Origin of the sequence: Pseudomonas sp. BF-RE-21 (assembly GCF_019947305.1) — a bacterium.
GTDB classification, from domain to species: domain Bacteria; phylum Pseudomonadota; class Gammaproteobacteria; order Pseudomonadales; family Pseudomonadaceae; genus Aquipseudomonas; species Aquipseudomonas migulae.
Genome location: NZ_JAGYGF010000005.1, coordinates 78585 through 104502, shown reverse-complemented (window position 1 = coordinate 104502; position 25918 = coordinate 78585). Strand labels below are relative to the sequence as shown.

Annotated in this window: 20 protein-coding genes; 11 read left to right on the top strand and 9 right to left on the bottom strand. The window is 60.2% G+C overall.

The genetic code is table 11. The features are described 5' to 3' along the window. The first annotated feature begins 422 nt into the window (after positions 1–422). Positions 423–5327 (top strand): NAD-glutamate dehydrogenase, encoded by a 4905-nt coding sequence (locus KGB25_RS05890; protein ID WP_207284244.1) that lies wholly within the window; start codon positions 423–425, stop codon positions 5325–5327. A gap of 161 nt (positions 5328–5488) precedes the next feature. Here the strand turns inward: KGB25_RS05890 and KGB25_RS05885 are convergent, their stop codons facing one another. From KGB25_RS05885 to KGB25_RS05870, 4 genes are all read right to left on the bottom strand, one after another. Beyond that, on the bottom strand, positions 5489–6199 hold the full coding sequence (locus tag KGB25_RS05885) for an ATPase (RefSeq protein ID WP_223434583.1): 711 nt from the start codon (positions 6197–6199) through the stop codon (positions 5489–5491). A gap of 225 nt (positions 6200–6424) precedes the next feature. Further along, positions 6425–6835: a cupin domain-containing protein gene (locus KGB25_RS05880; RefSeq protein WP_008030133.1), complete on the bottom strand. Its 411-nt coding sequence runs from the start codon at positions 6833–6835 to the stop codon at positions 6425–6427. A gap of 222 nt (positions 6836–7057) precedes the next feature. Continuing rightward, positions 7058–7351, bottom strand: coding sequence for a putative quinol monooxygenase (locus KGB25_RS05875; RefSeq protein WP_008042903.1), 294 nt, complete (start codon positions 7349–7351; stop codon positions 7058–7060). Positions 7352–7473: 122 nt separating this feature from the next. Further along, positions 7474–8907 (bottom strand): PLP-dependent aminotransferase family protein, encoded by a 1434-nt coding sequence (locus tag KGB25_RS05870; protein WP_223434582.1) that lies wholly within the window; start codon positions 8905–8907, stop codon positions 7474–7476. A 201-nt stretch (positions 8908–9108) separates the two neighbouring features. Here KGB25_RS05870 and KGB25_RS05865 point away from each other — a divergent pair, with 201 nt between their 5' ends. The 3 genes from KGB25_RS05865 to KGB25_RS05855 all read left to right on the top strand — a co-directional run bounded on the left by KGB25_RS05865 (position 9109) and on the right by KGB25_RS05855 (position 11300). Next, the gene (locus KGB25_RS05865) at positions 9109–9549 is read left to right on the top strand and encodes a carboxymuconolactone decarboxylase family protein (RefSeq protein ID WP_008030139.1); all 441 of its coding nucleotides are present in this window, start codon (positions 9109–9111) and stop codon (positions 9547–9549) included. 75 nt (positions 9550–9624) lie between these two features. Then, a complete protein-coding gene (locus KGB25_RS05860) occupies positions 9625–10605 on the top strand; it encodes a LysR family transcriptional regulator (protein WP_223434581.1) in 981 nt (326 codons plus the stop codon). A gap of 173 nt (positions 10606–10778) precedes the next feature. Then, a complete protein-coding gene (locus tag KGB25_RS05855) occupies positions 10779–11300 on the top strand; it encodes a GNAT family N-acetyltransferase (RefSeq protein WP_223434580.1) in 522 nt (173 codons plus the stop codon). 1 nt (position 11301) lies between these two features. Here KGB25_RS05855 and KGB25_RS05850 read toward each other — a convergent pair whose 3' ends face one another. Then, positions 11302–11994: an aspartate/glutamate racemase family protein gene (locus KGB25_RS05850; protein ID WP_223434579.1), complete on the bottom strand. Its 693-nt coding sequence runs from the start codon at positions 11992–11994 to the stop codon at positions 11302–11304. A gap of 78 nt (positions 11995–12072) precedes the next feature. On the opposite strand from KGB25_RS05850, the gene KGB25_RS05845 reads away from it, so the two are divergent. Further along, the gene (locus KGB25_RS05845) at positions 12073–12840 is read left to right on the top strand and encodes a helix-turn-helix domain-containing protein (RefSeq protein ID WP_223434578.1); all 768 of its coding nucleotides are present in this window, start codon (positions 12073–12075) and stop codon (positions 12838–12840) included. A 69-nt stretch (positions 12841–12909) separates the two neighbouring features. After that, entirely contained in the window at positions 12910–13404 is a 495-nt protein-coding gene (locus tag KGB25_RS05840) for a hypothetical protein (protein ID WP_223434577.1), read from the top strand. A gap of 94 nt (positions 13405–13498) precedes the next feature. Here KGB25_RS05840 and KGB25_RS05835 read toward each other — a convergent pair whose 3' ends face one another. Then, positions 13499–13720: a cbb3-type cytochrome c oxidase subunit 3 gene (locus KGB25_RS05835; RefSeq protein WP_192416470.1), complete on the bottom strand. Its 222-nt coding sequence runs from the start codon at positions 13718–13720 to the stop codon at positions 13499–13501. Positions 13721–13734: 14 nt separating this feature from the next. Next, positions 13735–15162, bottom strand: a complete 1428-nt coding sequence (gene ccoN / locus KGB25_RS05830; RefSeq protein ID WP_207284251.1) for a cytochrome-c oxidase, cbb3-type subunit I — start codon at positions 15160–15162, stop codon at positions 13735–13737. A gap of 304 nt (positions 15163–15466) precedes the next feature. Here ccoN and KGB25_RS05825 point away from each other — a divergent pair, with 304 nt between their 5' ends. The 4 genes from KGB25_RS05825 (at position 15467) to KGB25_RS05810 (ending at position 19861) form a co-directional block, all read left to right on the top strand. Continuing rightward, positions 15467–16528, top strand: coding sequence for a glycosyl hydrolase family 18 protein (locus tag KGB25_RS05825; protein WP_223434576.1), 1062 nt, complete (start codon positions 15467–15469; stop codon positions 16526–16528). A 125-nt stretch (positions 16529–16653) separates the two neighbouring features. Further along, positions 16654–18327: a nitrite/sulfite reductase gene (locus KGB25_RS05820; protein ID WP_223434575.1), complete on the top strand. Its 1674-nt coding sequence runs from the start codon at positions 16654–16656 to the stop codon at positions 18325–18327. Further along, positions 18324–18803, top strand: a complete 480-nt coding sequence (locus KGB25_RS05815; RefSeq protein ID WP_223434574.1) for a DUF934 domain-containing protein — start codon at positions 18324–18326, stop codon at positions 18801–18803. The genes KGB25_RS05820 and KGB25_RS05815 overlap by 4 nt, the downstream gene beginning before the upstream one ends. 89 nt (positions 18804–18892) lie before the next feature. Continuing rightward, a complete protein-coding gene (locus KGB25_RS05810) occupies positions 18893–19861 on the top strand; it encodes a hypothetical protein (protein ID WP_223434573.1) in 969 nt (322 codons plus the stop codon). A 90-nt stretch (positions 19862–19951) separates the two neighbouring features. On the opposite strand, the gene KGB25_RS05805 is transcribed toward KGB25_RS05810, so the two are convergent. After that, positions 19952–22306 (bottom strand): tetratricopeptide repeat protein, encoded by a 2355-nt coding sequence (locus KGB25_RS05805; protein ID WP_223434572.1) that lies wholly within the window; start codon positions 22304–22306, stop codon positions 19952–19954. Between the two features lie 213 nt (positions 22307–22519). Here KGB25_RS05805 and KGB25_RS05800 point away from each other — a divergent pair, with 213 nt between their 5' ends. Then, the gene (locus KGB25_RS05800; protein WP_008036344.1) at positions 22520–23191 is read left to right on the top strand and encodes a DUF3313 domain-containing protein; all 672 of its coding nucleotides are present in this window, start codon (positions 22520–22522) and stop codon (positions 23189–23191) included. Between the two features lie 117 nt (positions 23192–23308). On the opposite strand, the gene KGB25_RS05795 is transcribed toward KGB25_RS05800, so the two are convergent. After that, the gene (locus KGB25_RS05795) at positions 23309–25822 is read right to left on the bottom strand and encodes a fused MFS/spermidine synthase (RefSeq protein ID WP_223434571.1); all 2514 of its coding nucleotides are present in this window, start codon (positions 25820–25822) and stop codon (positions 23309–23311) included. Between the last annotated feature and the right edge of the window lie 96 nt (positions 25823–25918).

The following is a 25918-nucleotide window of genomic DNA, read 5'->3' as shown; positions in this document are numbered from 1 at the left end:
TGTCAGAGAATGTGACGTGAACATTCAGGGCGCTGTTGGTCATTTCTGGCACGAAGGTGCTGTAAATCCGGGCATAAAACGCCCAATTTCCTACACGGCTGCTAGTGTTGTCCGATACGCAGGGCGTTGGCTGCGTGCCGATGACCGAATATGTCGCAGCGCTGCAAGCACGGGCCTTGCCGCACTGGTTAAGCTGCGCAACGGATGAGCACCTGTAAAGACATTGCGCTGTCGATCTGCCAGTCGTTTTTGCAGATGCCCATTCATGGAAGGTGAATGTGACCTGAGTGTCTCGTCCAGCTTCACCCACCTGTCACCCTGTTTCCTCTGCCCGAGAATCAGGAACCGGGTGACGGATCGCCCCGAAAGGGGTTTTGCACGCGACGCTTCCATCAATAACAAGCCCAAGCGGAGTACCACAGATGGCGTTCTTCACCGCAGCCAGCAAAGCCGACTTCCAGCACCAACTGCAAGCGGCACTGGCGCAGCACATCAGTGAACAGGCACTGCCACAAGTGGCGCTGTTCGCTGAACAATTCTTCGGCATCATTTCCCTTGACGAGCTGACCCAGCGTCGGCTGTCCGACCTCGCCGGCTGCACCCTTTCTGCGTGGCGCCTGCTTGAGCGCTTCGATCACGCGCAACCGCAGGTTCGCGTCTTCAACCCTGATTACGAACGCCACGGCTGGCAGTCGACCCACACCGCGGTCGAAGTGCTGCACCACGACCTGCCTTTCCTGGTGGACTCGGTGCGCACCGAGCTGAACCGTCGCGGCTACAGCATTCATACCCTGCAAACCACTGTGCTGAGCGTGCGTCGCGGCAGCAAAGGCGAGTTGCTGGAAATCCTGCCTAAAGGCACCCAGGGCGAAGGGATCCTGCAAGAATCCCTGATGTACCTGGAAATCGACCGCTGCGCGAACACCGCAGAGCTGAATGTCCTGAGCAAAGAGCTGGAACAGGTTCTCGGTGAAGTCCGCGTCGCGGTTGCCGATTTCGAGCCGATGAAAGCCAAGGTCCAGGAAATCCTGACCGGCCTCGACAACAGCAAATTTGCGGTCGACGGCGAAGAAAAAGCTGAAATCAAAAGCTTCCTGGAATGGCTGGTGGGCAACCACTTCACCTTCCTCGGCTACGAAGAATTCGTGGTTCAGGATGAAGCCGATGGCGGCCACATCGTTTACGACCAGAATTCCTTCCTCGGCCTGACCAAACTGCTGCGCACCGGCTTGACCTACGATGACCTGCGCATCGAAGACTACGCCGTGAACTACCTGCGCGAACCGACCCTGCTGTCGTTCGCCAAGGCTGCGCATCCAAGCCGTGTACACCGTCCGGCTTACCCGGACTACGTGTCGATCCGCGAGATCGACGCCGATGGCAAGGTCATCAAGGAATGCCGTTTCATGGGCCTGTACACCTCGTCGGTGTATGGCGAGAGCGTGCGGGTCATTCCGTACATCCGCCGCAAGGTCGAAGAGATCGAACGCCGTTCCGGCTTCCAGGCCAAGGCTCACCTGGGCAAGGAACTGGCGCAGGTGGTCGAAGTGCTGCCGCGTGATGACCTGTTCCAGACCCCGGTCGACGAGCTGTTCAGCACCGTGATGTCGATCGTGCAGATCCAGGAACGCAACAAGATTCGCGTGTTCCTGCGCAAAGACCCGTACGGCCGTTTCTGCTACTGCCTGGCCTACGTGCCGCGTGACATCTACTCCACCGAAGTGCGCCAGAAGATCCAGCAAGTGCTGATGGATCGCCTGAAAGCCTCGGACTGCGAGTTCTGGACCTTCTTCTCCGAGTCCGTACTGGCCCGCGTGCAACTGATTCTGCGCGTCGATCCGAAGAACCGTCTGGACATCGACCCGCTGCAACTGGAAAACGAAGTGATCCAGGCCTGCCGCAGCTGGCAGGACGACTACGCCAGCCTGGTGGTGGAAAGCTTCGGCGAAGCCCACGGCACCAACGTGCTGGCGGACTTCCCGAAAGGCTTCCCGGCCGGTTACCGCGAGCGTTTCGCTGCGCATTCGGCTGTGGTCGACATGCAGCACCTGCTGAGCCTGAACGAAAAAAATCCACTGGTGATGAGCTTCTATCAGCCACTGGGTCAGGTCTCCGGCCAGCGCGAGCTGCACTGCAAGCTGTATCACGCCGATACCCCGCTGGCCCTGTCCGACGTGTTGCCGATTCTGGAAAACCTCGGCCTGCGTGTGCTGGGTGAGTTCCCGTATCGCCTGCGTCACAACAATGGCCGCGAGTTCTGGATTCACGATTTCGCGTTCACCGCCGCCGAAGGCCTGGAACTCGACATCCAGCAACTCAACGACACCTTGCAGGACGCCTTCGTCCACATCGTGCGTGGCGATGCCGAGAACGATGCGTTCAACCGTCTGGTACTGACCGCCGGCCTGCCATGGCGCGATGTTGCGCTGCTGCGTGCCTACGCACGCTACATGAAGCAGATTCGCCTGGGCTTCGACCTCGGCTACATCGCCAGCACCTTGAACAACCACACCGACATCGCTCGCGAGTTGACCCGGTTGTTCAAGACCCGCTTCTACCTGGCACGCAAGCTGGCCACCGATGATCTGGAAGACAAGCAGCAACGTCTGGAACACGCGATTCTGGCAGCACTGGACGACGTCCAGGTGTTGAACGAAGACCGCATCCTGCGTCGCTACCTCGACCTGATCAAAGCGACCCTGCGGACCAACTTCTACCAGACCGATGCACACGGTCAGAACAAGTCCTACTTCAGCTTCAAGTTCAACCCGCACCAGATTCCAGAGCTGCCGAAGCCGGTTCCGAAGTTCGAAATCTTCGTCTACTCGCCTCGCGTCGAAGGCGTGCACCTGCGCTTCGGCAACGTGGCTCGCGGCGGTCTGCGCTGGTCTGACCGTGAAGAAGACTTCCGTACCGAAGTCCTGGGCCTGGTAAAAGCCCAGCAAGTGAAGAACTCGGTCATCGTGCCGGTCGGCGCGAAGGGCGGCTTCCTGCCGCGTCGCCTGCCACTGGGCGGCAGCCGTGACGAGATCGCGGCCGAGGGCATCGCTTGCTACCGCATCTTCATTTCGGGCCTGTTGGACATCACCGACAACCTGAAAGACGGCGCACTGGTACCGCCGGCCAACGTCGTGCGTCATGACGACGATGACCCGTACCTGGTGGTCGCTGCGGACAAGGGCACTGCAACCTTCTCCGACATCGCCAACGGCATCGCCATCGACTACGGTTTCTGGCTGGGTGACGCGTTCGCCTCCGGTGGTTCCGCCGGTTACGACCACAAGAAAATGGGCATCACCGCCAAAGGCGCGTGGGTTGGCGTACAACGTCACTTCCGCGAGCGCGGCATCAATGTCCAGGAAGACAGCATCACCGTGGTTGGCGTCGGCGACATGGCCGGTGACGTGTTCGGTAACGGCTTGCTGATGTCCGACAAGCTGCAACTGGTCGCTGCGTTCAACCACCTGCACATCTTCATCGACCCGAACCCTGAGCCGGCGAACAGCTTCGCCGAGCGTCAGCGCCTGTTCGATCTGCCACGTTCGGCATGGTCGGATTACGACACCAGCATCATGTCGGAAGGCGGCGGGATCTTCTCGCGCAGCGCGAAAAGCATCGCGATTTCCCCGCAGATGAAAGAGCGCTTCGACATTCAGGCCGACAAGCTGACCCCGACCGAACTGCTGAATGCCTTGCTCAAGGCACCGGTAGACCTGTTGTGGAACGGCGGTATCGGTACTTACGTCAAAGCCAGCAGCGAAAGCCACGCCGATGTCGGCGACAAGGCCAACGATGCACTGCGTGTGAACGGCAACGAACTGCGCTGCAAAGTCGTGGGCGAGGGCGGTAACCTCGGTATGACCCAATTGGGTCGTGTCGAATTCGGCCTCAATGGCGGCGGTTCCAACACCGACTTCATCGACAACGCCGGTGGCGTGGATTGCTCCGACCACGAAGTGAACATCAAGATCCTGCTGAACGAAGTGGTTCACGCCGGTGACATGACCGACAAGCAACGTAACCAGTTGCTGGCGAGCATGACCGACGAAGTCGGCAACCTGGTGCTGGGCAACAACTACAAGCAGACTCAGGCCCTGTCCCTGGCGGCCCGCCGTGCCTTCGTGCGGATTGCCGAATACAAGCGCCTGATGAACGATCTGGAAGGCCGTGGCAAGCTGGATCGCGCCATCGAGTTCCTGCCGTCGGAAGACGCGATCAACGAACGCCTCGCGGAAGGCCATGGCCTGACCCGTGCCGAGCTGTCGGTGCTGATCTCCTACAGCAAGATCGACCTCAAGGCGCAGTTGCTGGACTCCCGTGTACCGGACGACGACTACCTGACCCGCGACATGGAAACCGCTTTCCCGCCAACACTGGTGAGCAAGTTCTCCGAGGCCATGCGTCGTCACCGTCTGAAGCGCGAGATCGTCAGCACCCAGATCGCCAACGATCTGGTAAACCACATGGGCATCACCTTCGTTCAGCGACTCAAAGAGTCGACCGGCATGAGCCCGGCGAACGTGGCCGGTGCGTACGTGATCGTGCGTGACATCTTCCATCTCCCGCACTGGTTCCGTCAGATCGAAGCCCTGGATTACCAGGTTTCCGCTGACGTACAACTGGAGCTGATGGACGAGCTGATGCGTCTGGGCCGTCGCGCTACGCGCTGGTTCCTGCGTGCCCGCCGCAACGAGCAGAACGCTGCCCGTGACGTTGCGCACTTCGGTCCGCACCTGAAGGAGTTGGGTCTCAAGCTCGACGAACTGCTGAGCGGCGAGATCCACGAAAACTGGCAGTCCCGTTATCAGGCGTACGTCGAAGCCGGTGTGCCGGAGTTGCTGGCGCGCATGGTGGCTGGTACTTCGCACCTGTACACGCTGCTGCCGATCATCGAGGCCTCCGACGTGACCGGCCAGAACCCTGCGGACGTGGCCAAGGCCTACTTCGCCGTGGGCAGCGCGCTGGACGTCACCTGGTACCTGCAACAGATCAGCGCTCTGCCGGTTGAAAACAACTGGCAGGCCCTGGCCCGTGAAGCGTTCCGCGATGACGTCGACTGGCAGCAACGTGCGATCACCATCTCTGTCCTGCAACAGGGCGGCGGCACTCAGGATGTGGAAACACGCCTGGCGCTGTGGATGGAAGAGAACGAAGGCATGATCGAACGCTGGCGCGCCATGCTGGTGGAAATCCGTGCAGCGAGCGGTACTGACTACGCGATGTATGCGGTAGCCAACCGTGAGTTGCTGGACCTGGCTTTGAGCGGCCAAGCGGTGGTGCCTGCCGCTGCTGTCACCGCCAGTGCCGAGCTGGAACCGGCGGCCTGATCAGTCGCTGAATGAAAAAGCCCCGCATTGAGAGATGCGGGGTTTTTTTTGTTTGAATGATTTGTGGTGTTTTGGCGGGCCCCATCGCCGGCAAGCCGGCTCCTACAAAGTTTCGCATTTCTACCGTAGGAGCCGGCTTGCCGGCGATGGGGCCATCCGTCTCAATACAACTTCTGAACTGTTGTGTTATCAATCATCGACACTTTATCTGTCGGCCTGGTCAATAAATTACTGAGCGACTGGTCAAACTTCTGCAATGCCCGGACTTGCACATTCTGCTGTTCATTAATATCCGCCACGATCTCTTCGCTGCGTTTATAGTCTGCCCACACCGGGCTCAATGCTTTGGCGTCATGCCCTTGTGCAGTCCCGATGTAATTGAAGTTGGCATCATAAAAGTCCGCACTTACATCGGCCTTGATGTCCGAACTGCGCGAGGTGATCAATTGGCTGCGGGTGTCGACAATCGCGACCACGTCCGGTTTCGCCGCCCTGAGACTTTGCATGTCCGGGTACACCGTGACCGAGCCGAACTGGCGCTGCAACGAGGCCTTGACCCAATCCACCGCCAGGTCGGGTTTGGAGGTGGCGACATAGGCATCATGTATCGGTTGCACCAGCAGGCTCTGGCCGAAACCGGTGCCGGCATTGGCCTGATAGTCCTGCAGGTAGGCACGGTTGGTCTGGGTGTTGCGGCTGTAGACGATGCCCAGCGAGACCTGACCGCCGCTGGCGACATGGGTGGCGTTGCTGCGGCCGACGGGTGCGCTGAAGATACCGTCGAGTGAAGAAACTGCCGTCGGTGCAGTGGGAATTGAGCAGCCGGTTAAAACAGCGGCAAACGACAAGGTGCTGACAAGTGCAAGTTTCATGGGTGTCTCTCCAGTGAAACAACTTGAGTCGGAAGTTAAAGTTGCCGGTGTCGGCAGTGACTTCAGACTAAACCTGTGGCGGCTGAATGAAATAGCCAATTCATGAACTTGTCAGGTGGCCAATAGTATTGTTTGGTTTAAAAGTTGCCGGTTAATTGCCTCGGGCAATAAAAAGGCCCGAACTTTCGATTCGGGCCTGTTTATTTATGGCTGTACGTTCAGCTATCAGTTTTCCAATGGGATCAACACTTTCTCGTCGGGGGACAACACCATGAACACCAGGAGTTTGGCCGGCTTGGTTGCGCTGGCATTTTTCGAGACCAGATGCTCCGAACCGGCGGCTTCATACCAATACTCGCCAGCCTTGTAGGTTTTCGGTTGCTCGCCTTTCACCTGGGAAGTGATCGAGCCCGAAATCACATACGCCATTGCGGTGCCTTCGTGCTTGTGGGCGATGGAGGACTGGCCCGGCTTGTAGTCGACTTCGATCATGAGCGCCTTTTTGCCGGGGACGTTCTTCAGTACTTCATCTTGCAGAATCGTGACTTTTTCCGAAGGGTCGTGGGCGAATGCCGAGGCAGAAACGCTCAGGGCGAGGACGGCAAGCGGGGTGGCCAATAAACGCAAAACTTTCATGATTCATCACCTGCGGGGGGGTAGTTGTCGCAAACAACGTTAGTCCGCCAGTGACCGCAATCAAACAGCCAATTCGGCAGAAGGTCAGGGGACCAATCCGGATTTACGCAAGGCAATGCAAAACCTGTAGGAGCCGGCTTGCTGGCGATAGCATCACCGCGGTGCATCAGGCACACCGAGGTGAATGGATCGCCTGTAGGAGCCGGCTCCTACAGGGGGTGTTTAACGGATCGGGAAGCTGTTGAAGTCCACGGCGTTCGCCAATTGGCAATCGATCAGGTCGATGAAACCTTGCGCCTGTGGGGTGTTGAAATGCGATTGCATGGCCGCTTCCGATTGCCAGCGGGCGCTGACGTTCCAGCGGTTGCTGTCCTCGGGGCAGCGGTCGACCATATAGGATTCGCAGCCCGGTTGTTCACGCAGGGTTTCGACAATCTTTTGCAGTTGCTTACCCAGTTCGTCCGAGCGGCCGGCTGCGGCCTGCACCTTTACGGTGTTGATCACTTCGTTGGACATTGCTCACACTCCTGAATCAGGCCGGACGAATCCTGCTCATTGAGGGATAACGCTTACGAGGATAGGCCTGCGCTTGCGGACCGCCAATAGCCAATTGCCGGATAAAAACCCAGACCAATCGCTCAGGCGATTTGCTGAAAAATGTCGCGCAAACGGTCCAGCGCGGTGTCGATGTCCAGGGTTTCAATGGCGCCAAACCCCATGAGAAGCCCGGCCTGTGGGGCCCGCTGGTAGTAAAAGGTATCGATGGAATACAGCCCGACTTCGACCTTTTTCGCCAGTTCGATCAGCAATGGCATATCGATAGGCACTTTGCACATAAGCACCATGTGGAAACCCGCCGTGCTCGGGATCGCTTCGAGCCAGGGAGACAGGTCACCGGCGATACGCGTGAGGATGCGTTCGCGACGCCCGGCGTAGATCGTATGACAGCGCCGGATGTGCTTGAGCAGGCAACCTTCGGCAATGAATTTGGCCAGTGCCCATTGGGGCAGGGTGGAGGTGTGCAGGTCGGTGAGTTGCTTGGCGCGGATCACCGCTTCGAGTATCGCCGGCGGCAAAATCGCGTAGCCGAGGCGCAGTTCCGGCAGCAGGGTTTTCGAAAAGGTCCCGACGTAGGCGACGATCCCGCGCTCATCCATGCTTTGCAGCGAGTCAGTGGGCCGGCCTTCGTAGCGGAATTCACTGTCGTAATCGTCCTCGATGATGATCGCGCCCAACTCGTAGGCGCGCTCCAGCAGCGCCACGCGACGTGCCTGGCTCATCGGCATGCCGAGCGGAAACTGGTGGGACGGCGTGACATAAATCAGCCGGGTGCCGAGGGGGATTTTGTCGACCTGGATGCCGTCTGCGTCGACCGGTACGCCGATCACTGTGGCGCCGTGGCTGCCGAACAGCAGGCGCGCGGGCGGGTAACCGGGGTCTTCCATGGCGACGATGCTGCCGGGGCGCGTGATCACGCGGGAGATCAGGTCCAGCGCTTGTTGCGCACCGTTGCACACCACCACGTCTTCGTCCTGGCAATTCACCCCACGGGAAAACGCGATGTGCCGGGCGATCGCATTGCGCAGCGCCGGCAGGCCTTCAGGCAAGCTGTAGAAACCTTTGGAACCGGACATCTGACGCAGCGCGTGCGAGGTACAGCGCCGCCAATCGTCCTGCGGAAACTGGCCCTTGCTGGTGGCGCCACCGATGAAGTCATAACGCAGCGAGCCTTCCAGCGTCGGGTGACGCAAAAACACCGGTAAATTGCGCCACGACTCGATGACCTCGGCGCTTGCCAACTGCGAATGGCTTTGCTTGGGCTGCGCTTTGGCCGTCCGGGCATTGACGTAGGTGCCTTTGCCGATCACCCCGGTCAGGAAGTTTTCATAGGTCAGTTGCGCGTACGTGTCGGAAATGGTCTTGCGCGAGATGCCCAGCTGTTCGGCCAGCAGACGGCTGGGCGGCAGTTGCGTCCCGGCTGCCAGGCGACCGGATTCGATGGCGCTGCGCAGTTGGTTGTACAACTGGCCTGCCAGGTCCTTGCGGCCGTTGATGACAACATGAAGTTCCATACCGGCGGGGCTCCTGGGCGGTTAAGGTGCGTGTGCGTCGCGCCAGATTACGCGCAAGCGCCGCCGTGCAGAAGTTGCGTGGGGGAAAAAGCGCGGATTGGTCTGCTCGGAGTGGTCCACCGGTATTTCGCGCAATTGGATCTGTAACGCCGGCGCATCAGCGCTTACCGTGAAAACATCTATCAATCCACGAGGCACGCCATGACTTCCCGTCTGGATTACTACAGCGCGTCGCCCAAAGCGATGAAAGCGATGATCGCCATGGAGGCGCTGACCAGCAACCTGAGCATCGAGCCGGCGCTGCTGCACCTGATCAAGATCCGCGCCTCGCAGCTCAACGGCTGCGCCTTCTGCACCGACATGCACTCGGTGGACGCGCGACGCCTCGGCGAGACCGACCGGCGTCTGTATTCGATTGTGGTCTGGCGCGACAGCGGCTTTTTCAACCCACGCGAGCGCGCGGCGCTGGCCTGGACCGAAGCGGTCACCTTGCTCTCGCAAAGCCATGTGCCGGACGACGTCTACGCCCAGGCCCGGGAACAGTTCAGCGAGAGCGAAATGGTCGACCTGACCATCGCCGTCACCACCATCAACAGCTGGAATCGCCTGGCGGTGAGTTTCCGCCAGTCCCCCAGCGCGTGATGACGCTGTCACATCAGGTTCATGAACGTTGCGCAGGATGAGGTTTTCAAAGGACAGATCGACAGGGAGTCATTGATGTCATTCATGGAAACCGCCGGGCGCCAGAGCCCTGCCGAATACCGCTCGCCGGTAAACACCTCGTCATCCATACATGCGCAGGCCGCCGCGCTTGACCCGCAACTGGCGCAAGCGTTCATGGTCAGTGCCCGCTGCGGTTGTTTCATGCAGGCGTCGCGCAGTCTCAACATCAAGGCGACGTTGCTGCGCAAGCAGTTGGCGCAACTCGAAGCGCACCTGCAGTGCTCACTGTTCAGCCATGGCGACAATGGGGTTGCCCTCAGTCGTGAAGGCTTGCAGCTTCAGGCGCAGCTGATTGCCTTGGCCCATGAACGCGACTTGCCGGTGATCGAACAGCCCTTGGTGCGCCTGGCCGTCGCCGAATCGATCCTGCATGACATCCTCGGTCGCGACCTGGTGGGCTTGCTGCGCCGCAACGCCAGTGTGCGTCTGGAGATCATCTCCCTCGACAGCGAGCTGGCCCTGCGCGCCGTCAGCGCCGATGTGGTGGTGTGGCTGGCGGGCACCGATTCGCCACTGCCGGGCCCGAGTTTTGCCGTCGGCGAGCCGCGACGTCTGGCTCGGCTCGACTACCTGCCGCACATTGCCAAGCGTTATTCACGCACTGCGTCACGCCCGGACGGCCTCGATGACCTCGCTGATTTCCTGCTGGTGCAATGGCAGCCTCATCGTCAGGTCGAGAGCTTTGTGCCGTGGAATGCGCTGGTGGATCAGCGCCTCGCCGGGGTGGTGCAGTTGCATGCCTATGAGCTGATGCTGGAGATGATCCGTTGCAGCGCCTGTATCGGTTTGCTGCCTGGTTACATGAGCCATTTCGACCGTGGTCTGATCGCTCTGCCGGGGTTGTTTGGCCCGCCGATGCAGCGCCAGGTGTGGATGGCGGTCAATGCGCAGTCGCAGGATGAGGCGCAGGTGCAGATGATCGTCGAGCTGATTCAAAACACCTTCAACGAGCGCCGGGAGTGGTTCGAAGCCTGACCAATACCAACTGTAGGAGTGAGCCTGCTCGCGATAGGGCCATAACATTCAACATTGATGTTGACTGTCCGGACGCTATCGCGAGCACGCTCACTCCTACAGTAGGTTCTCGTCATGCTGGAAGATTGCGTTGTAGAGTGGGCGGCCATGTCTGTATCAAGGATGAATCACCCATGCCCGTCACTGACGCTGTCATTACGCTTGAACGCTTCAACGAATCCCACCTCGAAGGCATCACCGCGCTTTACAACGAGCCAGCGATTACCCGGCAAGTGCTGCAAATGCCGTTTCAGTCCATCGAGGTCTGGCGCAAACGCCTGGATCCGGGCAACGAACGGCATGTGCAACTGGTGGCGCTGAGTCAGGGGAGGGTGATTGGCAACATCGGCCTCGAGCAGTTTTCGCGCATCCGCCGCAGTCATGCTGCCAATTTCGGCATGGGAGTCTCTGAGGCGTGGCAGGGCAAGGGTGTTGGCTCGAAGCTGCTGGCCACCGCGCTGGACATCGCCGACAACTGGATGAATCTGCAACGGGTCGAGCTGTCGGTGTACGCCGACAACGAAGCAGCCATCGGTTTGTACCGCAAGTTTGGTTTTGAAACCGAAGGCCTGTTTCGGGACTACGCCGTGCGTGACGGAGTGTTGGTGGACACCTTGAGCATGGCGCGTCTGCGCCGCATGCCCAAGGCCGGTTGATTCACTCGCCCAGTGCAAACGCCACCGCCGCCTGCGCATGCAGTTCGGTGGTGTCGAGCAGGGGCAGGGTGCTGTGTTCGGGTTTGATCAGCAGGCCGATTTCGGTGCAGCCGAGGATGATGACCTGGGCGCCGCGCTGGCTCAGGGATTCGATCACCTGCTGATAGATCCGGCGTGACGCCTCGCTGATCACCCCGACGCACAACTCGTCGTAGATGATCCGGTGCACGGCTTGACGCTCCTCGGCGTCCGGCACCAGTACGGTCAGCCCCATCGACGTCAGGCGCTCCTTGAGAAAGTCCTGTTCCATGGTGAACGCAGTCCCCAGCAACCCGACGTTCAGTGCGCCGGCATCGACCGCCGCCTGTCCGGCCGGGTCGGCGATGTGCAGGAACGGAATGTTGATCGCCGCCTGAATCTGCCCGGCGACCTTGTGCATGGTGTTGGTGCACAGCACCACGCAATCGGCGCCGCCAGCCTCCAGCCGCCGCGCGGCATCCACCAGAATCAGCGCCGCATCGTCCCAGCGACCGGCATGCTGGGCCTGTTCGACAGGCCCGAAGTCGACGCTGTACATTAGCAGTTTCGCCGAACGCAACGGCCCGAGCCGGTCGCGTACCTGTTGGTTGATGAGGCGGTAATACTCGGCGCTGGACTCCCAGCTCATGCCGCCGATAAGGCCGATGGTGCGCATGGCGTGCTCCTGTTGATGGCAACCCTTTGTCTGGGAGTATCCCGTGGCGCTTCACGGCTTTCTATCAGGAAATTTCACATGCTGAGCCAACGGCTGCCGGGCGCAAAAGTCAGCTTGCAACTCTTGCCCCGTGCCGCTTACAGCGCACGCGATCCGGCGCAATCGCGCACCCTTGGGGTGACGCTGGAGCGCCAGCAGGGTGTGCACGCGATTGACTCGGATCGGCGGGTGGATTTCGATACGTTGCCCGGTGTTCTGGCGTATACCCCGGTGGGCGTCGAAGTGTTTTCCGAATCGTCCAGCGGTGGCGAATATTTGCTGATGCGGCTGGACGAATCGTTTGCCGATGAACATTTGCCTGCCATTGGCCATCGCGTACAGTCTTGCGGCAATCGACAGGCGCTGAGCCAGGCGCGCGAAGTGCGGCGTTTGTTGCTGGCGCCACAACCCGACCTACTGGCACTGGAGCAATGTGCCCTGGGATTTGTGGGGTTGGCGCAGCCGCAGGTCGAAATGGCTCATCGGCCGGCGCCAGCCGCACTCGCCCAAGTGCTGGACCTGATCGCCGGACAATTCCATCAGCCCCTCACGCTGCAACAACTGGCGGCGGCCTACGGCCAGAACGAGCTGCGCTTTCTGCGCGACTTTACCCGGGCCATCGGCCTGACACCGCACGCTTACCTCGTTGAAGTACGACTTCAGGCGGCACGGCGGATGATCGAGCACACCCGGCTGAGCCTGGCTGACATCGCCCTTGATGCCGGTTTCGCCCACCAGTCGCACATGGGCAGCGCCTTCCGCAAATTCCTCGCCATGACCCCCAGCCAATACCGCTCACGCTTTTAGTCGTACGCCCGCCGCGCGCATCTGCCATGCTCAAAGTCCGCAGCACTGTTTCAACAAAGGAACACCGCAATGGACGACGTACAACAACTGGGCGAGATGCTTCGCCACTACGCAGACAGCGAAGCGCACAAAAAACAATTGTTCGAGTCGCAATCGGCCGTGTGGGCGACGCGCATTGGCGAGCTGTTTGATCAGATCCAGCAATGGCTGGAACCGGTCCGGGCGCCGAACCTGCTGGAAGTCAGCCGTGAGGCGTATGTCGCTTCGGGGCCGAGTGTTCCGGTCGAGACGTCAACGTTCAAGACCGAGAAACTGGGCATCGTGATCGCCGGCAAACCCGTGGAGTTCGTGCCGGATGTGATGGGTACCGGTGGGCAGATTTCCCTGGCGGTGATGGGCCTGACCGCCGCGCGGTATGGCAGCATTTCGCTGGTGTGCCTGCCGCCGTCCAACAACTGGCAATGGCGCAAGACCAATGGTTTGAAGGACCCGGACACCTTTGCCTTCGATGCGAATTTTCTGGCGCAGCAGTTGCAGAGTCTGATCCCTAGAGATCGCGGCTGATCCGAGACCGCCATCGCTGGCAAGCCAGCTCCTACAGGGGATGCGTCGCACTTGTAGGAGCTGGCTTGCCAGCGATGGGGTCATCAGCTTCGAATCACATATCCAGATTCACCCAGCCCGGTTTTGCCACTTCCGGCGCAACCGCCTTCACCACTTTCCCCGTCGCCAACTCCACCCGTCGTGCCACCTCCGGGTCATCGGCAAACGGGATCAGGCTCGCTTCCTCCAGACTTTCTGCCGTCTGCTGCTTCAGGCAGTACTCGACCGCCAGCCAAAGCCCCGCAACACCCACGATATTCAACACGATCTCGAACATCTCAGCTCCTCGTCTCAGGCAATCCGTGCATCACGTTCAGCCATCGCCACGTCGGAAACCCGTACCGTGCGCCAGGCGTTGTACGCCATCAGCAGCATGCCGCTGAGGAAGAACACGCCGCCGGCAAACCGCACCACAAATCCCGGATGACTGGCCTGCAAGGCTTCGACGAAGGAATAGGTCAGCGTGCCGTCGTCGTTGATCGCGCGCCACATCAGGCCCTGGGTGATGCCGTTGACCCACATCGAGGCGATGTACAGCACAGTGCCGATGGTCGCCAGCCAGAAATGCAGGTTGATCAGCGGCGTGCTGTACATCTGCTCGCGGCCGAAGACTTTCGGAATCATGTGGTAGACCGCGCCGAAGGTGATCATCGCCACCCAACCGAGGGCGCCGGCGTGCACGTGGCCGATGGTCCAGTCGGTGTAGTGGGAGAGGGCGTTCACGGTTTTGATCGCCATCATCGGCCCCTCGAAAGTCGACATGCCGTAGAAGGCCAGCGACAACACCAGAAAACGCAAAATCGGATCGGTGCGCAATTTATGCCAGGCGCCCGAGAGCGTCATCATGCCGTTGATCATGCCGCCCCAGCTCGGCGCCAACAGGATCAGCGACATGGCCATGCCCAACGACTGCGCCCAGTCCGGCAACGCGGTGTAGTGCAAGTGGTGCGGGCCGGCCCAGATGTACAGGGTGATCAACGCCCAGAAATGCACGATGGACAAGCGATAGGAGTACACCGGCCGCCCGACCTGTTTCGGCACGAAGTAATACATCATCCCGAGGAACCCGGTCGTCAGGAAAAACCCCACCGCGTTGTGCCCGTACCACCACTGCACCATGGCGTCGGTGGCGCCGGAATACACCGGGTAGGACTTGAACCAGTCCACCGGAATCGACAGGTGATTGACCACGTGCAGCATGGCGATCACCACGATGAACGCGCCGAAAAACCAGTTGCCGACGTAAATGTGATGGGTCTTGCGTTGCACCACCGTCGTGAAAAACACGATGGCGTACGCCACCCAGACCACGGTCATCCACACCGCGCCGGAGAACTCGATCTCGGCGTATTCCTTGGTAGTGGTGTAGCCCAGCGGCAGGGTGATCAGCATCACCACGATGACCGATTGCCAACCCCAGAAGGTGAAGGCGGCGAGGGTGTCCGAGTACAGCCGCACCTGGCAGGTACGCTGCACTGCGTAATAACTGGCGGCGAACTGCGCGCTGCCGGCAAAGCCGAAAATCACCAGGCTGGTGTGCAGCGGACGCAAACGCCCGAACGAGGTCCACGGCAGGTCGAGGTTCATCTCGGGCCACACCAGTTGCGAGGCGATCCACACCCCCATCGCCATCCCCACGACGCCCCAGAAAATGGTCGCCACGACGAATTGGCGGACGACCTTGTAGTTATAGGCCTGTCCGATTGTTGCTGTGCTCATGGTCAATGCTTCCACGGTTGCAAAGTCTTGCCAGGCCACCCGGACTGGCATGCCGTGAACTGTAGAAACCTCATCGAAAACAAAACAGATTCAGGAAAGCGCAATTAATACGGATCAGATAAAGGCGCCGTACCTGTCAGAGTTGACAGTATCGGCGGATTGAATCCAGCGGTTTAATAAACCCGCTGACGCATTGGGTAGTGGTGAGTTCCAGTGGTTGCGTTCAAGGCAAGTCAGCCCTGCCGGTCATGGCGATCAGGAGGGGCACTTTCATACAGGATGTTCTGAACACAAGGGTGAACCAATGACAACTTTCACTTATACAGGCCCCAAGGTGCCTGCCGATGATGCGTCCGTGATGCCCGATATTCGCGGTAAAAAGATATTCATGGGTTTTTGGCATAACTGGGGGCCGAGTGCCGGGTATCAAGGCGGATTGACGGGGGAAGTGCAACTGGAAGACATCCCCGTCGAATACAACGTTGTTGCCGTCGCGTTCATGAAGGGGGCCGGTATCCCGACATTCAAGCCATACAACCAGACCGATGTGGAGTTTCGGCGTCAGGTCGGCGTACTCAACAAGCAAGGTCGCGCGGTGCTGATTTCACTGGGGGGCGCCGATGCACACATTGAGCTGCGCAACGGTCAGGAACAGGCGTTTGCCGCTGAAATTATCCGATTGGCGGAAGTCTATGGTTTTGATGGGTTGGACATCGATCTGGAGCAGACTGCTATCGACTTTGCCGATAACAATAAGGTGATTCCGGCGGCGCTTAAACTGGTCAGGGAACACTACGGGAAAGAGGGTAAACACTTCATCATCAGCATGGCGCCAGAGTTCCCGCACTTGACACAAAGCGGCAGGAACGTTCGAGGGCAGGCCGAAGGCGAATTTATCGAATTGCTTGCGGACGGGAAATACATACCGTATCTGACTGCGCTGAAGGACCATTACGACTTCATTGCCCCGCAATACTACAACCAGAACGGTGATGGGCTTTATGTGCCAGGCCTTAATCCACCCTGGCTGGCGCAAAACGATGGCGTGCGCAAGGAAGAGTTCCTCTACTACCTGACCACCGCATTGGTAACAGGTACTTATGGGTTCACCAAAATCCCTGCCGACAAATTCGTTATCGGCTTGCCCAGCAGTATCGATGCCGCCGCCAACGGGTATGTAGTTGATCCCGCTTTTGTGAAAAATGCACTCAAGCGACTGGTAAAAGACGGCAACGGGATCAGAGGCTTGATGACGTGGTCGTGCAGTTGGGAGTGTGGCACCAACAAGGCCGGTGATTCGTACGATTGGCGCTTCAAAAGGATTTACGCACCCATCGTTGATGAGATGTCGAAACAACCTCAGTAGTGATCCATAAAACTGATATGGTTTTTTTGAAGTCTCCTGAATCTGTAATGTTTTTCCGGTGCCCCTCATAGTCGCCTCATCGAAAACGAGCCACAGAGCCCGTCCCATCCTGATGAGGTAGCCACATGTATCAGTACGACGACTATGACCGGGCGCTGGTCTTCGAGCGGGTTGCGCAGTTTCGTGATCAGGTCGAACGCTTTACGGCAGGCGAGTTGAGCGAAGAGGAATTCCTGCCGTTGCGCTTGCAGAACGGCCTGTACATGCAAAAACACGCGTACATGCTGCGCGTGGCCATTCCCTACGGCACGCTCAGTGCGCAACAGATGCGTACGCTGGCGAGCATCGCCCGGGATTACGACCGTGGCTACGGCCACTTCACCACCCGCCAGAACATGCAGTTCAACTGGATCGAACTGGCCCAGGTGCCGGAAATCCTCGAACGCCTGGCCCAGGTAGAAATGCACGCGATCCAGACGTCCGGCAACTGCGTGCGCAACATCACCACCGAAGCCTTCGCCGGAGTTGCGGCGGACGAGTTGATCGACCCGCGACCGCTGGCGGAAATCCTGCGCCAATGGTCGACGATCAACCCGGAGTTCCTGTTCCTGCCACGCAAATTCAAGATCGCCATCTGCTCGGCCGTACAGGACCGCGCGGCGATCATGATGCACGACATCGGTCTTTATCTTTACCCCGGCGCCGACGGACAAATGCTCCTGCGGGTGATCGTTGGCGGTGGTTTGGGACGCACGCCGATTCTTGGCCTGCAGATTCGCGAAGGCTTGCCGTGGCAGCATTTGCTGTCGTATGTCGAAGCGGTGCTGCGGGTCTACAACCGCCACGGTCGGCGGGACAACAAGTACAAGGCGCGGATCAAGATTCTGGTCAAGGCACTCGGGATCGACGCTTTCGCCAGGGAAGTGGAGGAGGAGTGGCAGCATCTCAAAGACGGTCCGGCGCAGTTGACCGGCGATGAATATGCGCGTGTCGCCAGTGCCTTCGTGCCGCCGGATTACCGTTCGCTGTCCAGTACCGACCTGGAGTTCGGCACCCGCCTGGCCGAAAACAGTGCATTCGCCCGCTGGGTCTCGCGCAACGTCCAGCCGCACAAGGTGCCGGGCTACGCCAGTGTGGTGCTGTCGACCAAACCGGGCAGTGCTTCGCCGCCGGGAGATGTCACCGGCGAACAAATGGATGCCGTGGCCGCGTGGTCCGAGCAATTCGGTTTCGGCGAAATCCGGATTGCCCATGAACAGAACATCGTCCTGCCGGACGTACCGAAGTCGGACCTGTTCACGCTCTGGCGTGTGGCTTGCGAGCACGGGTTGGGCAGTGCCAATGTCGGTTTGCTGACCGACATCATCGCGTGCCCCGGCGGCGATTTCTGTGCATTGGCCAACGCCAAGTCGATCCCCATTGCGCAAGGCATTCAGGCGCGTTTTGACGACCTGGATTATCTGCACGATCTGGGCGACATCAGCCTCAACATTTCCGGTTGCATGAACGCCTGCGGTCATCACCACATCGGCAATATCGGCATTCTTGGCGTCGACAAGAACGGCAGCGAGTGGTACCAGATCACCCTCGGCGGCGCTCAGGGCAAAAACAGCGCGTTGGGCAAAGTCATCGGCCCGTCCTTCAGCGCGGCTGAGGTGCCCGAGGTGATCGAGCGGATCATCGCCACGTTCGTGCGTTACCGCGAGAGTGAGGAACTGTTCGTCGACACGTTGCAGCGCCTTGGTCTGGAGCCGTTCAAAGAGGCGGTCTATCCGAAGTTGCTGGAGGTGTCGGCATGAACAATCTGCTACGACTGGAGGCCGGTGTGGCGCGGATCGATAGCGCCGATCCGTGGGCCCTGGTCAGGGATCCAGCCACCGGATTACCTTCAGGTCCGGTGATAGTGCCGCTGGCCTGCTGGCTGGAGGCGCCCGGGCAGCAGGGCGTGTGGCTGGGGCCGGACGATGAGGTGGAAAGCCTCAAGCCGTGGTTCGACCAACTGCCGCTGATTGCGCTGGACTTCCCGAGTTTTCGCGACGGTCGTGGTTACAGCCAGGCGTATTTGCTGCGCACCCGATTGGGCTGGACCGGCGAACTGCGCGCGGTCGGCGATGTCCTGCGCGATCAACTCAGCCACATGCGCCAATGCGGGTTCGACAGCTTTGCGGTGCGCGAGGACAAGTCCGCCGAGGACGCGCTCAAGGGGCTCGCGGGCATGAGCGTGTTGTATGGCCGCTCGGTGATCGAGCCACGACCGTTGTTTCGGCGGCGCTGACAACCACACGACTTTTTGCTTTGGCCGGGGACCCCGTTTTGATAGAGTCCGCGCCTCATAAGGAAGCGGGTCAAAGAAAGGAGTCTGGTTTGAGCGCGGGCAAGAAAGTTTTAGGGCTGGTCGCAGTGTTGCTGATGGCGGCCCTGTGGGGCAGTTATGTGTATCTGTTCCAGGAGAACCGTGACGGGCAACTCGGGGCGTCAGCCGACAGTTCCGCCTGGTGCGGCACGCCACCGGCCAGCGATGCGGCGGCGCTGGGCAAGGATCACCTGACCCTGCGCATCACCAACAATGTACGGGGCGATTTCATGCTCTCGGGTGCGGTCATCGTCTCCGAGCGCACTTTCGATCGGTATGACCTGGGCCGCAACGAGTTGCGCCTGCGCCTGGAACCTCTTCAATGGTCCTACGGCGTCACGCCGATCTTCCTTGAGCAGGTCAGGATCAAACCGCTGAGTCGCAACCTCTCTTCGCTCGACCAAAGTGCCTACGCCGAGCTTGAATCCCGGCCTATCGGCGTGCAGGGGCGGGCGGCGGCGTTTCCGTTCGACACCTGGCGCTATGGCTACAAACCGGTGCTGTACATCCTCAAGGGCAATGAACGGATCGACCTGAAGTTCAAGCGCATCACCACCCTCATGGAGATGTCCAACACCTTCACGCCGATTCAAAAGTACAACCGGGTCGAATACATCAACGAGAAAAACTCATTGGTTCGCGAGGACGATTACAAGCCCTACGCGGCCAATGAGTGCGCCTTCAGTGTCGAGCGCAAAGGCTCGTTCAAGGTGATCGTGCTGCTGTTGTTGCTGGTGATCTGCCTGCCGCTGATGCACGTGTTTTACCGCGACGAACCGGGCATCGATTTTCTCGCGACACTGGTGAGTATCGGCGCGATCCGCGTGCTGTTGGTGGGACCGCTGGAGGACTTCCAGCTGTACAACATCGACTTCCTGTTCGGCGCCGCGATTCTGTTGGTGGGCACGGTGTCGTTGATCAAGGCGATGCGGGCGAACAGTCGGCGGGAGTTGGCGTTGAAGAGTGGTTCGTCCTGGTGATACCGAGGCGAGGCTATCGCCAGCAAGCTGGCTCCTACAGGGGTATGCGATCTCTGTAGGAGCCGGCTTGCCGGCGATGGGGCCCTCGGATCACTTCAACGCAGGATCCCCCATGTTCATCTTCTTCCAGCCCTGCAACAGCACCTGGGCCTTGGGCTCCTGTCCGTTTTCCAGGTAGTACTGGATCAACGATAACCGCGCATTGCGGTTCGCCGGTTGTACCTTCAACAACCGTTCCAGTTCCTCGCAGGCCTCATCGACCTTGCCGCTGTCATGCAGCGCCACCGCCAGCACGTAGCCGAACTGCGCGCTCTGGGGTTCCAGGCCAGCGGCTTTGCGCAGCACCGGCATGGCCTGGGCCGTTTTGCCCGCTCGTATCAGCGACAACCCTTGGGTATGCAGCAGCAAAGCGGCGTCCGGATGCTCCTTGATGCCCTGTTCCAGCAGGGCCTGTGCCTCCTGACTACGCCCACTGGCTTCGAGCCACTGCACCAGCGTCACCAGCGCCGGGTAAAAGTCCGGATCGCGCTGGAGCGCCGTGCGCAGCAGCGCTTCAACTTCAGCGCTGCGACCGCTGGCCTGATACAGCATGGCGAGGTTGAGGTTGGCTTCCGCGCGTTCGGCCAGGCTCTTTTGCACATCCTCATACTCGGCGATGGCGGCGTTCCAGTTCGCCTGAGCGCTGCCCAAACCGTCGCGGGCGACGCTGAGCAGATCCCGGGCGGCAGCGATGCGTACCGCTTTGACCGGGTCACCCAGTAACGGTGTCAGCAGTGGTGCGCGCTCCGGCGGCGGGAGGAACGCGCTGATCGCCCGAACGGCGCTTTCACGCACTTGCGGTGCCGGGTTGCGCAAGTCCTGAGTCGCCAGTTTCAACGCCTGTTCGCTGGGGTACAGCGGCAACTCGGCCAGCAGCGTTGCGCGCTGGATCGCCGGCAGGTTGCTGCGTTGCAGCTGTTCGTACAAGGCTTGCGCCGCGCCGGGCTGACCGTTGCGAATCAGCCACAGGCTTTCGTCGTAACGCGGCGCCTCGGCGGCGGTGGCTGCGGTGTTCCAGAGCTTGAATTGTTCAGTGATTTTGTCACCGGCCTTACCCTGATGGCAGGTCAGGCAGGCGTCCGGCGTGCCGAGTTTTTTCGCCCGCTCAGGGTTGGGAATGCTGAAGCTGTGGTCATGCCGAAAGTCATTGCCCATGTAGAACTTGCCGGGCATGTGGCAATCCACGCACTGCGAACCCGGTTGCCCCATGACGTGGCGGGTGTGCTCGACAGAATCGTAGTTTTTCGCCTGCAAGCCCTTGCCCTCGACACCGGCCACCGAGGTTTTGCCGGCGCTGTTGTGGCATTGCAGGCAGACGCCGTTGCCCGGTGCCTTGAGTTCGTTGCTGTGGGGGTTGTGGCAGTTGCTGCAGCGCACGCCCTTGTCGAACATTTTGCTCTGGGCGAAGGAGCCGTGTTCGAACACTTCGTCCTTGATCTTGCCATCCAGCGCATACAACTCGCGGGTCAGGGGGCTGGGCAGATAGTCATCCATCAGGCGCTTGCCGACGGTGAAACCATCGCCCAGCGGCGCGCGCCGTGAGTGGCAGCGGGCGCAGGTTTCGATCTCGACGGTCGCGTCCTTGTCCTTGAGGTCGACGGCGAAACCGGCGTGGATCAGATCAGTCTTTTTCGCGGTCCATTCCAGGTGGCTGGACGCCGGACCGTGGCACGCCTGACAACCCACGCCAAGGCTGTTCCACTGACTGTCAAAGGTGTTTTTAGCCGCGTCGAAGTTGCGTTTGTAGCCGGTGGTATGGCACTCGACGCACATGAAATTGGCGTTCTGGCTCGGCTTGCTCCAGTGCAACGGGTTCTTGAAGTTCACACCCTGGCCCGGATAGAGGTGAAACCATCGGTGTTTCTCGGTATCCCAGGCAACGGCCAACGCCTGCAACCGACCGTCACCGACTTCAATCAAATACTGCTGCAACGGCGCGATGCCAAAGGTGTAGGCGACCTTGAAATCAGCGTTGTTGCCATCAATGCCCGGCGTGTTGACCCAGAATTCGTCGTTCTTGCGCGAAAACCGGGTTGTCTCGTTTTCGGCCTTGAAGGTGACGTTGTTGAAGTCGCCGAGCATCGTCCCGGCACTGGCTTCCTGCATCGCCAGTTGGTGATGCGAGCCTTGCCAGTCCTTCACTTGTTCGCTGTGGCAAGCCTGGCACTGTTGCTCATCGACCATCTTCGCCGGCGCGGCGACCACGGGTTTTTCAGGAGCAATGACCGGTGTACTGAGCGGCGGCGCATAGGTCACCGGGGCCGGTTGGCTGCTGAACAGAAACCAGCCAATGCCCGCGATCGCCAGGAGCAACACGCTGATGAGAACGGGAAACAGATAACGAGAAAACGAAGTCGGTGACGAATCAGGGTTTGGGGCGGCTGCTTTATTTTTATGTTTCGGCATTGCGACTTCCATAGTCCGGGTGCGTTTGCCGTCAGGCGCGCGTTCTAGCTCGATGCAGCTTTGACGGATGCCGGGCGTCTGTCAAATGACAGGTGTGATCCTCTGCGCGGCGATAGATGAATGTTGTGATTCTGCACAACAAAACGCGCTGCATTAGCTATACCTGTTAAACCGTTTCCAAACCGTAGTCGACCGCCCTACAGGAGTTACCGCATGAAGCTTGCATTGATGATGAGTACATTGTGTATTGCCTCGATCGGCGTAGTTGGCTGCGCCAGCAAAAAGGTCGAGCCAGACGAGTATTCAGGCTTCCTCAAAAATTACAGCCAACTCCAGGAAGCCAAATCACCTTCGGGTGCAGTAGTGATGCGCTGGATCGATCCGAAAGTTGACATCAAGAAATTCCAAAGCGTGTACATCGAGCCGACCCAGCTGTATCCCAAGCCTCAGCCGACGGCAAAAATCCCTCAGACCACCCTGAACGGAATCACCAGTTATTACGATCAGGCGCTCAAACGCGAAATCGGCAAATCCCTGCCTCTGGCCTCAGGCCCTGGCCCGGGTGTGATTGTGGTGCGCGCCGCGATCACTGCCGTGAGCAGCAAGACCGAAGGGCTGAAACCTTATGAAGTGATCCCGATTGCGTTGGTGGCAGCGGCGGTGAGTACCGCCAGCGGTATTCGTGATCAGCAGACCGACCTGGCCACCGAAGCGGTGTTCCTGGACGGCGGCAGCAATAAAGTCGTGGCCCAGGTCGTGCGCAAGGGCACCGGCAAACCGCTGGAAAACGAATCGCAGGTGATGAAGGCCGATGACGTGAAAAGCGTGATCGATGGCTGGGCTGCGGATATGCATCAGTCGTATCTGAAACTCAAATCCAAATAATGTATCGGGGCTGAGGGCCTCATCGCGAGCAGGCTCGCTCCCACATTGGATTTGTGATCGACACACAATCCATGTGGGAGCGAGCCTGCTCGCGATGGCGGACTCACACACGCCGCATCACTCCCCGACAAACCACCGGTAATACGGATTCCCCCCATCCCCGCGCATCACCTCGCGAATATCCCTGGCCCACGCATCACGGTCGCCGTCATAGGCATGCAGGCTCGCCCGATAAAACTGCATCAAGCGCTGCTGGTGCGCATTCATCCGCTCGATGAATCCCGCATCGGCATTCACTAACGGTGGCGCGACGTGCAAGTCCAGCAGGGCGGGGAGCACCCGACTGATCTCTTTGGCCCGCACCCACGGCGCATATTCGATACGCGGCTGGTCGTCGGTCACCGGCGGGGCATCGGCGGCGAAACGCTCCAGCCCTGTGCGATCGGTGACCCACGTGGCGAGCAAGGCGTTGGCGGAACCGATGCCCACGTCCTGCAACGTGCTGCGCACGCTGTCCTGCTGGAAACGCTCGCTGATTTTCGCCGCATCCAGCGCAATCGGTTCCATCGAACCCACCAGCAGCATTTCGTGGAACTCGCTGGTCCACACGTTGGCGTACGGGAACACATCGAGAAAGCTGCGCACCAGGGCGCGTGAATCGTCGATGTTCTGCGTGGGCAGCGGCAGCCACTGCGCGACCAGCCCCTGTTTCTCAAGGCGACTGGCAGCCAGTTGGTAGAAGTCCCTGGAGTAAAGATTGACCACGCCGGCCGCGGAGGGCGGTGGCGGCTCAAGGGTGATCAAGTCATAGCGCTGCGGGTTGCGCAGCAGCTCCTGGCGCCCGTCGCGCAGGCGTACGTCAACGCCGGGATCGGCGGCGGCATTGAAGTTGCCTTTGAACAGCGGCGCAGCCTTGACCACCGAAGGCAGCAACTCGGCCACCACCCGGTGTTCGAGCCCCGGATAACGGGTCAATGCGCCTGCGGTGATGCCGGTGCCAAAGCCGATCACCAGCGCCGAGCGCGGTTCGCCGTTGTGGATCAGCAGCGGCAGCAGCGCCTGAATGCGCATGTAACGCAGGGACGGCATGGCGTCGCCGGTGTTGGACACGCCTTGAATGTACAAGCGCTGGAAGGCTTTCTGCCCCTTGCCCTGGGTGACCACCGCCACGGTCCCGCCGCGGCCTTCTTCATAGAAGGCCAGCGTGGCGTTGTGAGCACCGGGGAGCAGGCTGGCGAGTTTGTTCACCGGGGTAAACACCGCCACCGCCACCGACAACAGACCGATAGCCACCACCGCCTGCCGCCGACCTTTCTTGACCCCGTGACCCTTGCGCACCGCGAAGTACCCGATCCCGGCGGCGACGATGGCCAACAGCCCCAATGTGCGTACCAGGCCCAGCCACGGGATCAGCACAAACCCGCAGAGCATCACCCCGACAATCCCGCCCAGCGTATTGAACGCCACGACAGCGCCGACATCCTGGCCGACCCGCTCGCGGCCAACGCTCAGGCGCAGGGCGAGGGGAAACGCCGCGCCCAACAACAGCGTCGGCACAAACACGATGCTTAACGCCGCCACCGCAAACCGCGCGCTCATGCCCGGCAACTCACTCGCACCCAGCGACAACACCCAGGCTTCGGCGAGGCTTTGCGCGACCACCAGCCAGCGACCGAGCAGGGCGATTTCCAGCAACGCGACCAGCCCGGCACCGGCGATCAGCAAACCGAATACTCCCCAGGGATCACGAATGCGCTCCACCCGACGGGCCAGCAGCACACTGCCGAGAAACAGCCCGGTGAGGTACGTCGCCAGCACCACGGCAAAGGCGTAGGTGCGGGTGCTCATGAACTGCACGATCGATTGCGACCAGACCACCTCATAACCGAGGGCCACGCCGCCGGCAATCGAGTACAGCCACAAGGCCAGTCGGTCGGGCGCTTTGCTTGACGTGTGTTTTGCCGGCGCAACGACCGGCAGCGAACGGTGACGCTGAAACCACAAGGCGCCGGCGGCGGCCAGCAGGTTCAGCATCGCGGCCGCCAGGGCACTGCCGCGCACGCCGAGGGTGGCAATCAGCACGAACGCGGCCAGCAGGGTGCCGGCGATGGCCCCGGCGGTGTTCGCCGCGTAGAGCTGGCCGCCAGCCTTGCCCAGATGCTGCGGGTCAGTGGCCAGCGAGCGCACCAGCACCGGCAAGGTGCCGCCCATCAACAGCGCCGGAATACCCACCAACGCAAACGGCAATACCCATGCGGCCAGACCGATGTGTTGTTCCAGCCAGGCAAACGGGCTGGCCGCGAGGCTCATGGCGAAGGTCGCGCCGACACCCAGCACGGCCACCACCACTTCCAGCCCTGCATACAGCAGAACGGGCTGCTGCAATCGATCCGCCCAGCGTCCGAACAGCCATCCACCCAAGGCCAGCCCGGCAAAAAAAGCGCTGATACCGGTGGTGATTGCATAAACCTCGACGCCGACCACCAGCGACAGTTGCTTGATCCACAAGACCTGATACACCAGCGCTGCGGCACCGGAGACGAACAGCAACAGGGCCGGGATCAGCAGCGCGGGGGAGGCGGCATGAGGAACAGGAATGGCCGACGACTTGCTGGCGACACGTGAGGACATAGGGCTATTGCCTTGTACAAATTTCGAATTAAACACAAAACCATTGTAGGAGCCGGCTTGCCGGCGATAGCGGCCGTCCAGTCGATAAAAGTGTCG

Coding starts and splice junctions, on each gene's coding strand:
- KGB25_RS05890 (WP_207284244.1), top strand. CDS start 423: ATGGCGTTCTTCACCGCAGCCAGCAAAGCCGACTTCCAGCACCAACTG.
- KGB25_RS05885 (WP_223434583.1), bottom strand. CDS start 6,199: ATGAAACTTGCACTTGTCAGCACCTTGTCGTTTGCCGCTGTTTTAACC.
- KGB25_RS05880 (WP_008030133.1), bottom strand. CDS start 6,835: ATGAAAGTTTTGCGTTTATTGGCCACCCCGCTTGCCGTCCTCGCCCTG.
- KGB25_RS05875 (WP_008042903.1), bottom strand. CDS start 7,351: ATGTCCAACGAAGTGATCAACACCGTAAAGGTGCAGGCCGCAGCCGGC.
- KGB25_RS05870 (WP_223434582.1), bottom strand. CDS start 8,907: ATGGAACTTCATGTTGTCATCAACGGCCGCAAGGACCTGGCAGGCCAG.
- KGB25_RS05865 (WP_008030139.1), top strand. CDS start 9,109: ATGACTTCCCGTCTGGATTACTACAGCGCGTCGCCCAAAGCGATGAAA.
- KGB25_RS05860 (WP_223434581.1), top strand. CDS start 9,625: ATGTCATTCATGGAAACCGCCGGGCGCCAGAGCCCTGCCGAATACCGC.
- KGB25_RS05855 (WP_223434580.1), top strand. CDS start 10,779: ATGCCCGTCACTGACGCTGTCATTACGCTTGAACGCTTCAACGAATCC.
- KGB25_RS05850 (WP_223434579.1), bottom strand. CDS start 11,994: ATGCGCACCATCGGCCTTATCGGCGGCATGAGCTGGGAGTCCAGCGCC.
- KGB25_RS05845 (WP_223434578.1), top strand. CDS start 12,073: ATGCTGAGCCAACGGCTGCCGGGCGCAAAAGTCAGCTTGCAACTCTTG.
- KGB25_RS05840 (WP_223434577.1), top strand. CDS start 12,910: ATGGACGACGTACAACAACTGGGCGAGATGCTTCGCCACTACGCAGAC.
- KGB25_RS05835 (WP_192416470.1), bottom strand. CDS start 13,720: ATGTTCGAGATCGTGTTGAATATCGTGGGTGTTGCGGGGCTTTGGCTG.
- ccoN (WP_207284251.1), bottom strand. CDS start 15,162: ATGAGCACAGCAACAATCGGACAGGCCTATAACTACAAGGTCGTCCGC.
- KGB25_RS05825 (WP_223434576.1), top strand. CDS start 15,467: ATGACAACTTTCACTTATACAGGCCCCAAGGTGCCTGCCGATGATGCG.
- KGB25_RS05820 (WP_223434575.1), top strand. CDS start 16,654: ATGTATCAGTACGACGACTATGACCGGGCGCTGGTCTTCGAGCGGGTT.
- KGB25_RS05815 (WP_223434574.1), top strand. CDS start 18,324: ATGAACAATCTGCTACGACTGGAGGCCGGTGTGGCGCGGATCGATAGC.
- KGB25_RS05805 (WP_223434572.1), bottom strand. CDS start 22,306: ATGCCGAAACATAAAAATAAAGCAGCCGCCCCAAACCCTGATTCGTCA.
- KGB25_RS05800 (WP_008036344.1), top strand. CDS start 22,520: ATGAAGCTTGCATTGATGATGAGTACATTGTGTATTGCCTCGATCGGC.
- KGB25_RS05795 (WP_223434571.1), bottom strand. CDS start 25,822: ATGTCCTCACGTGTCGCCAGCAAGTCGTCGGCCATTCCTGTTCCTCAT.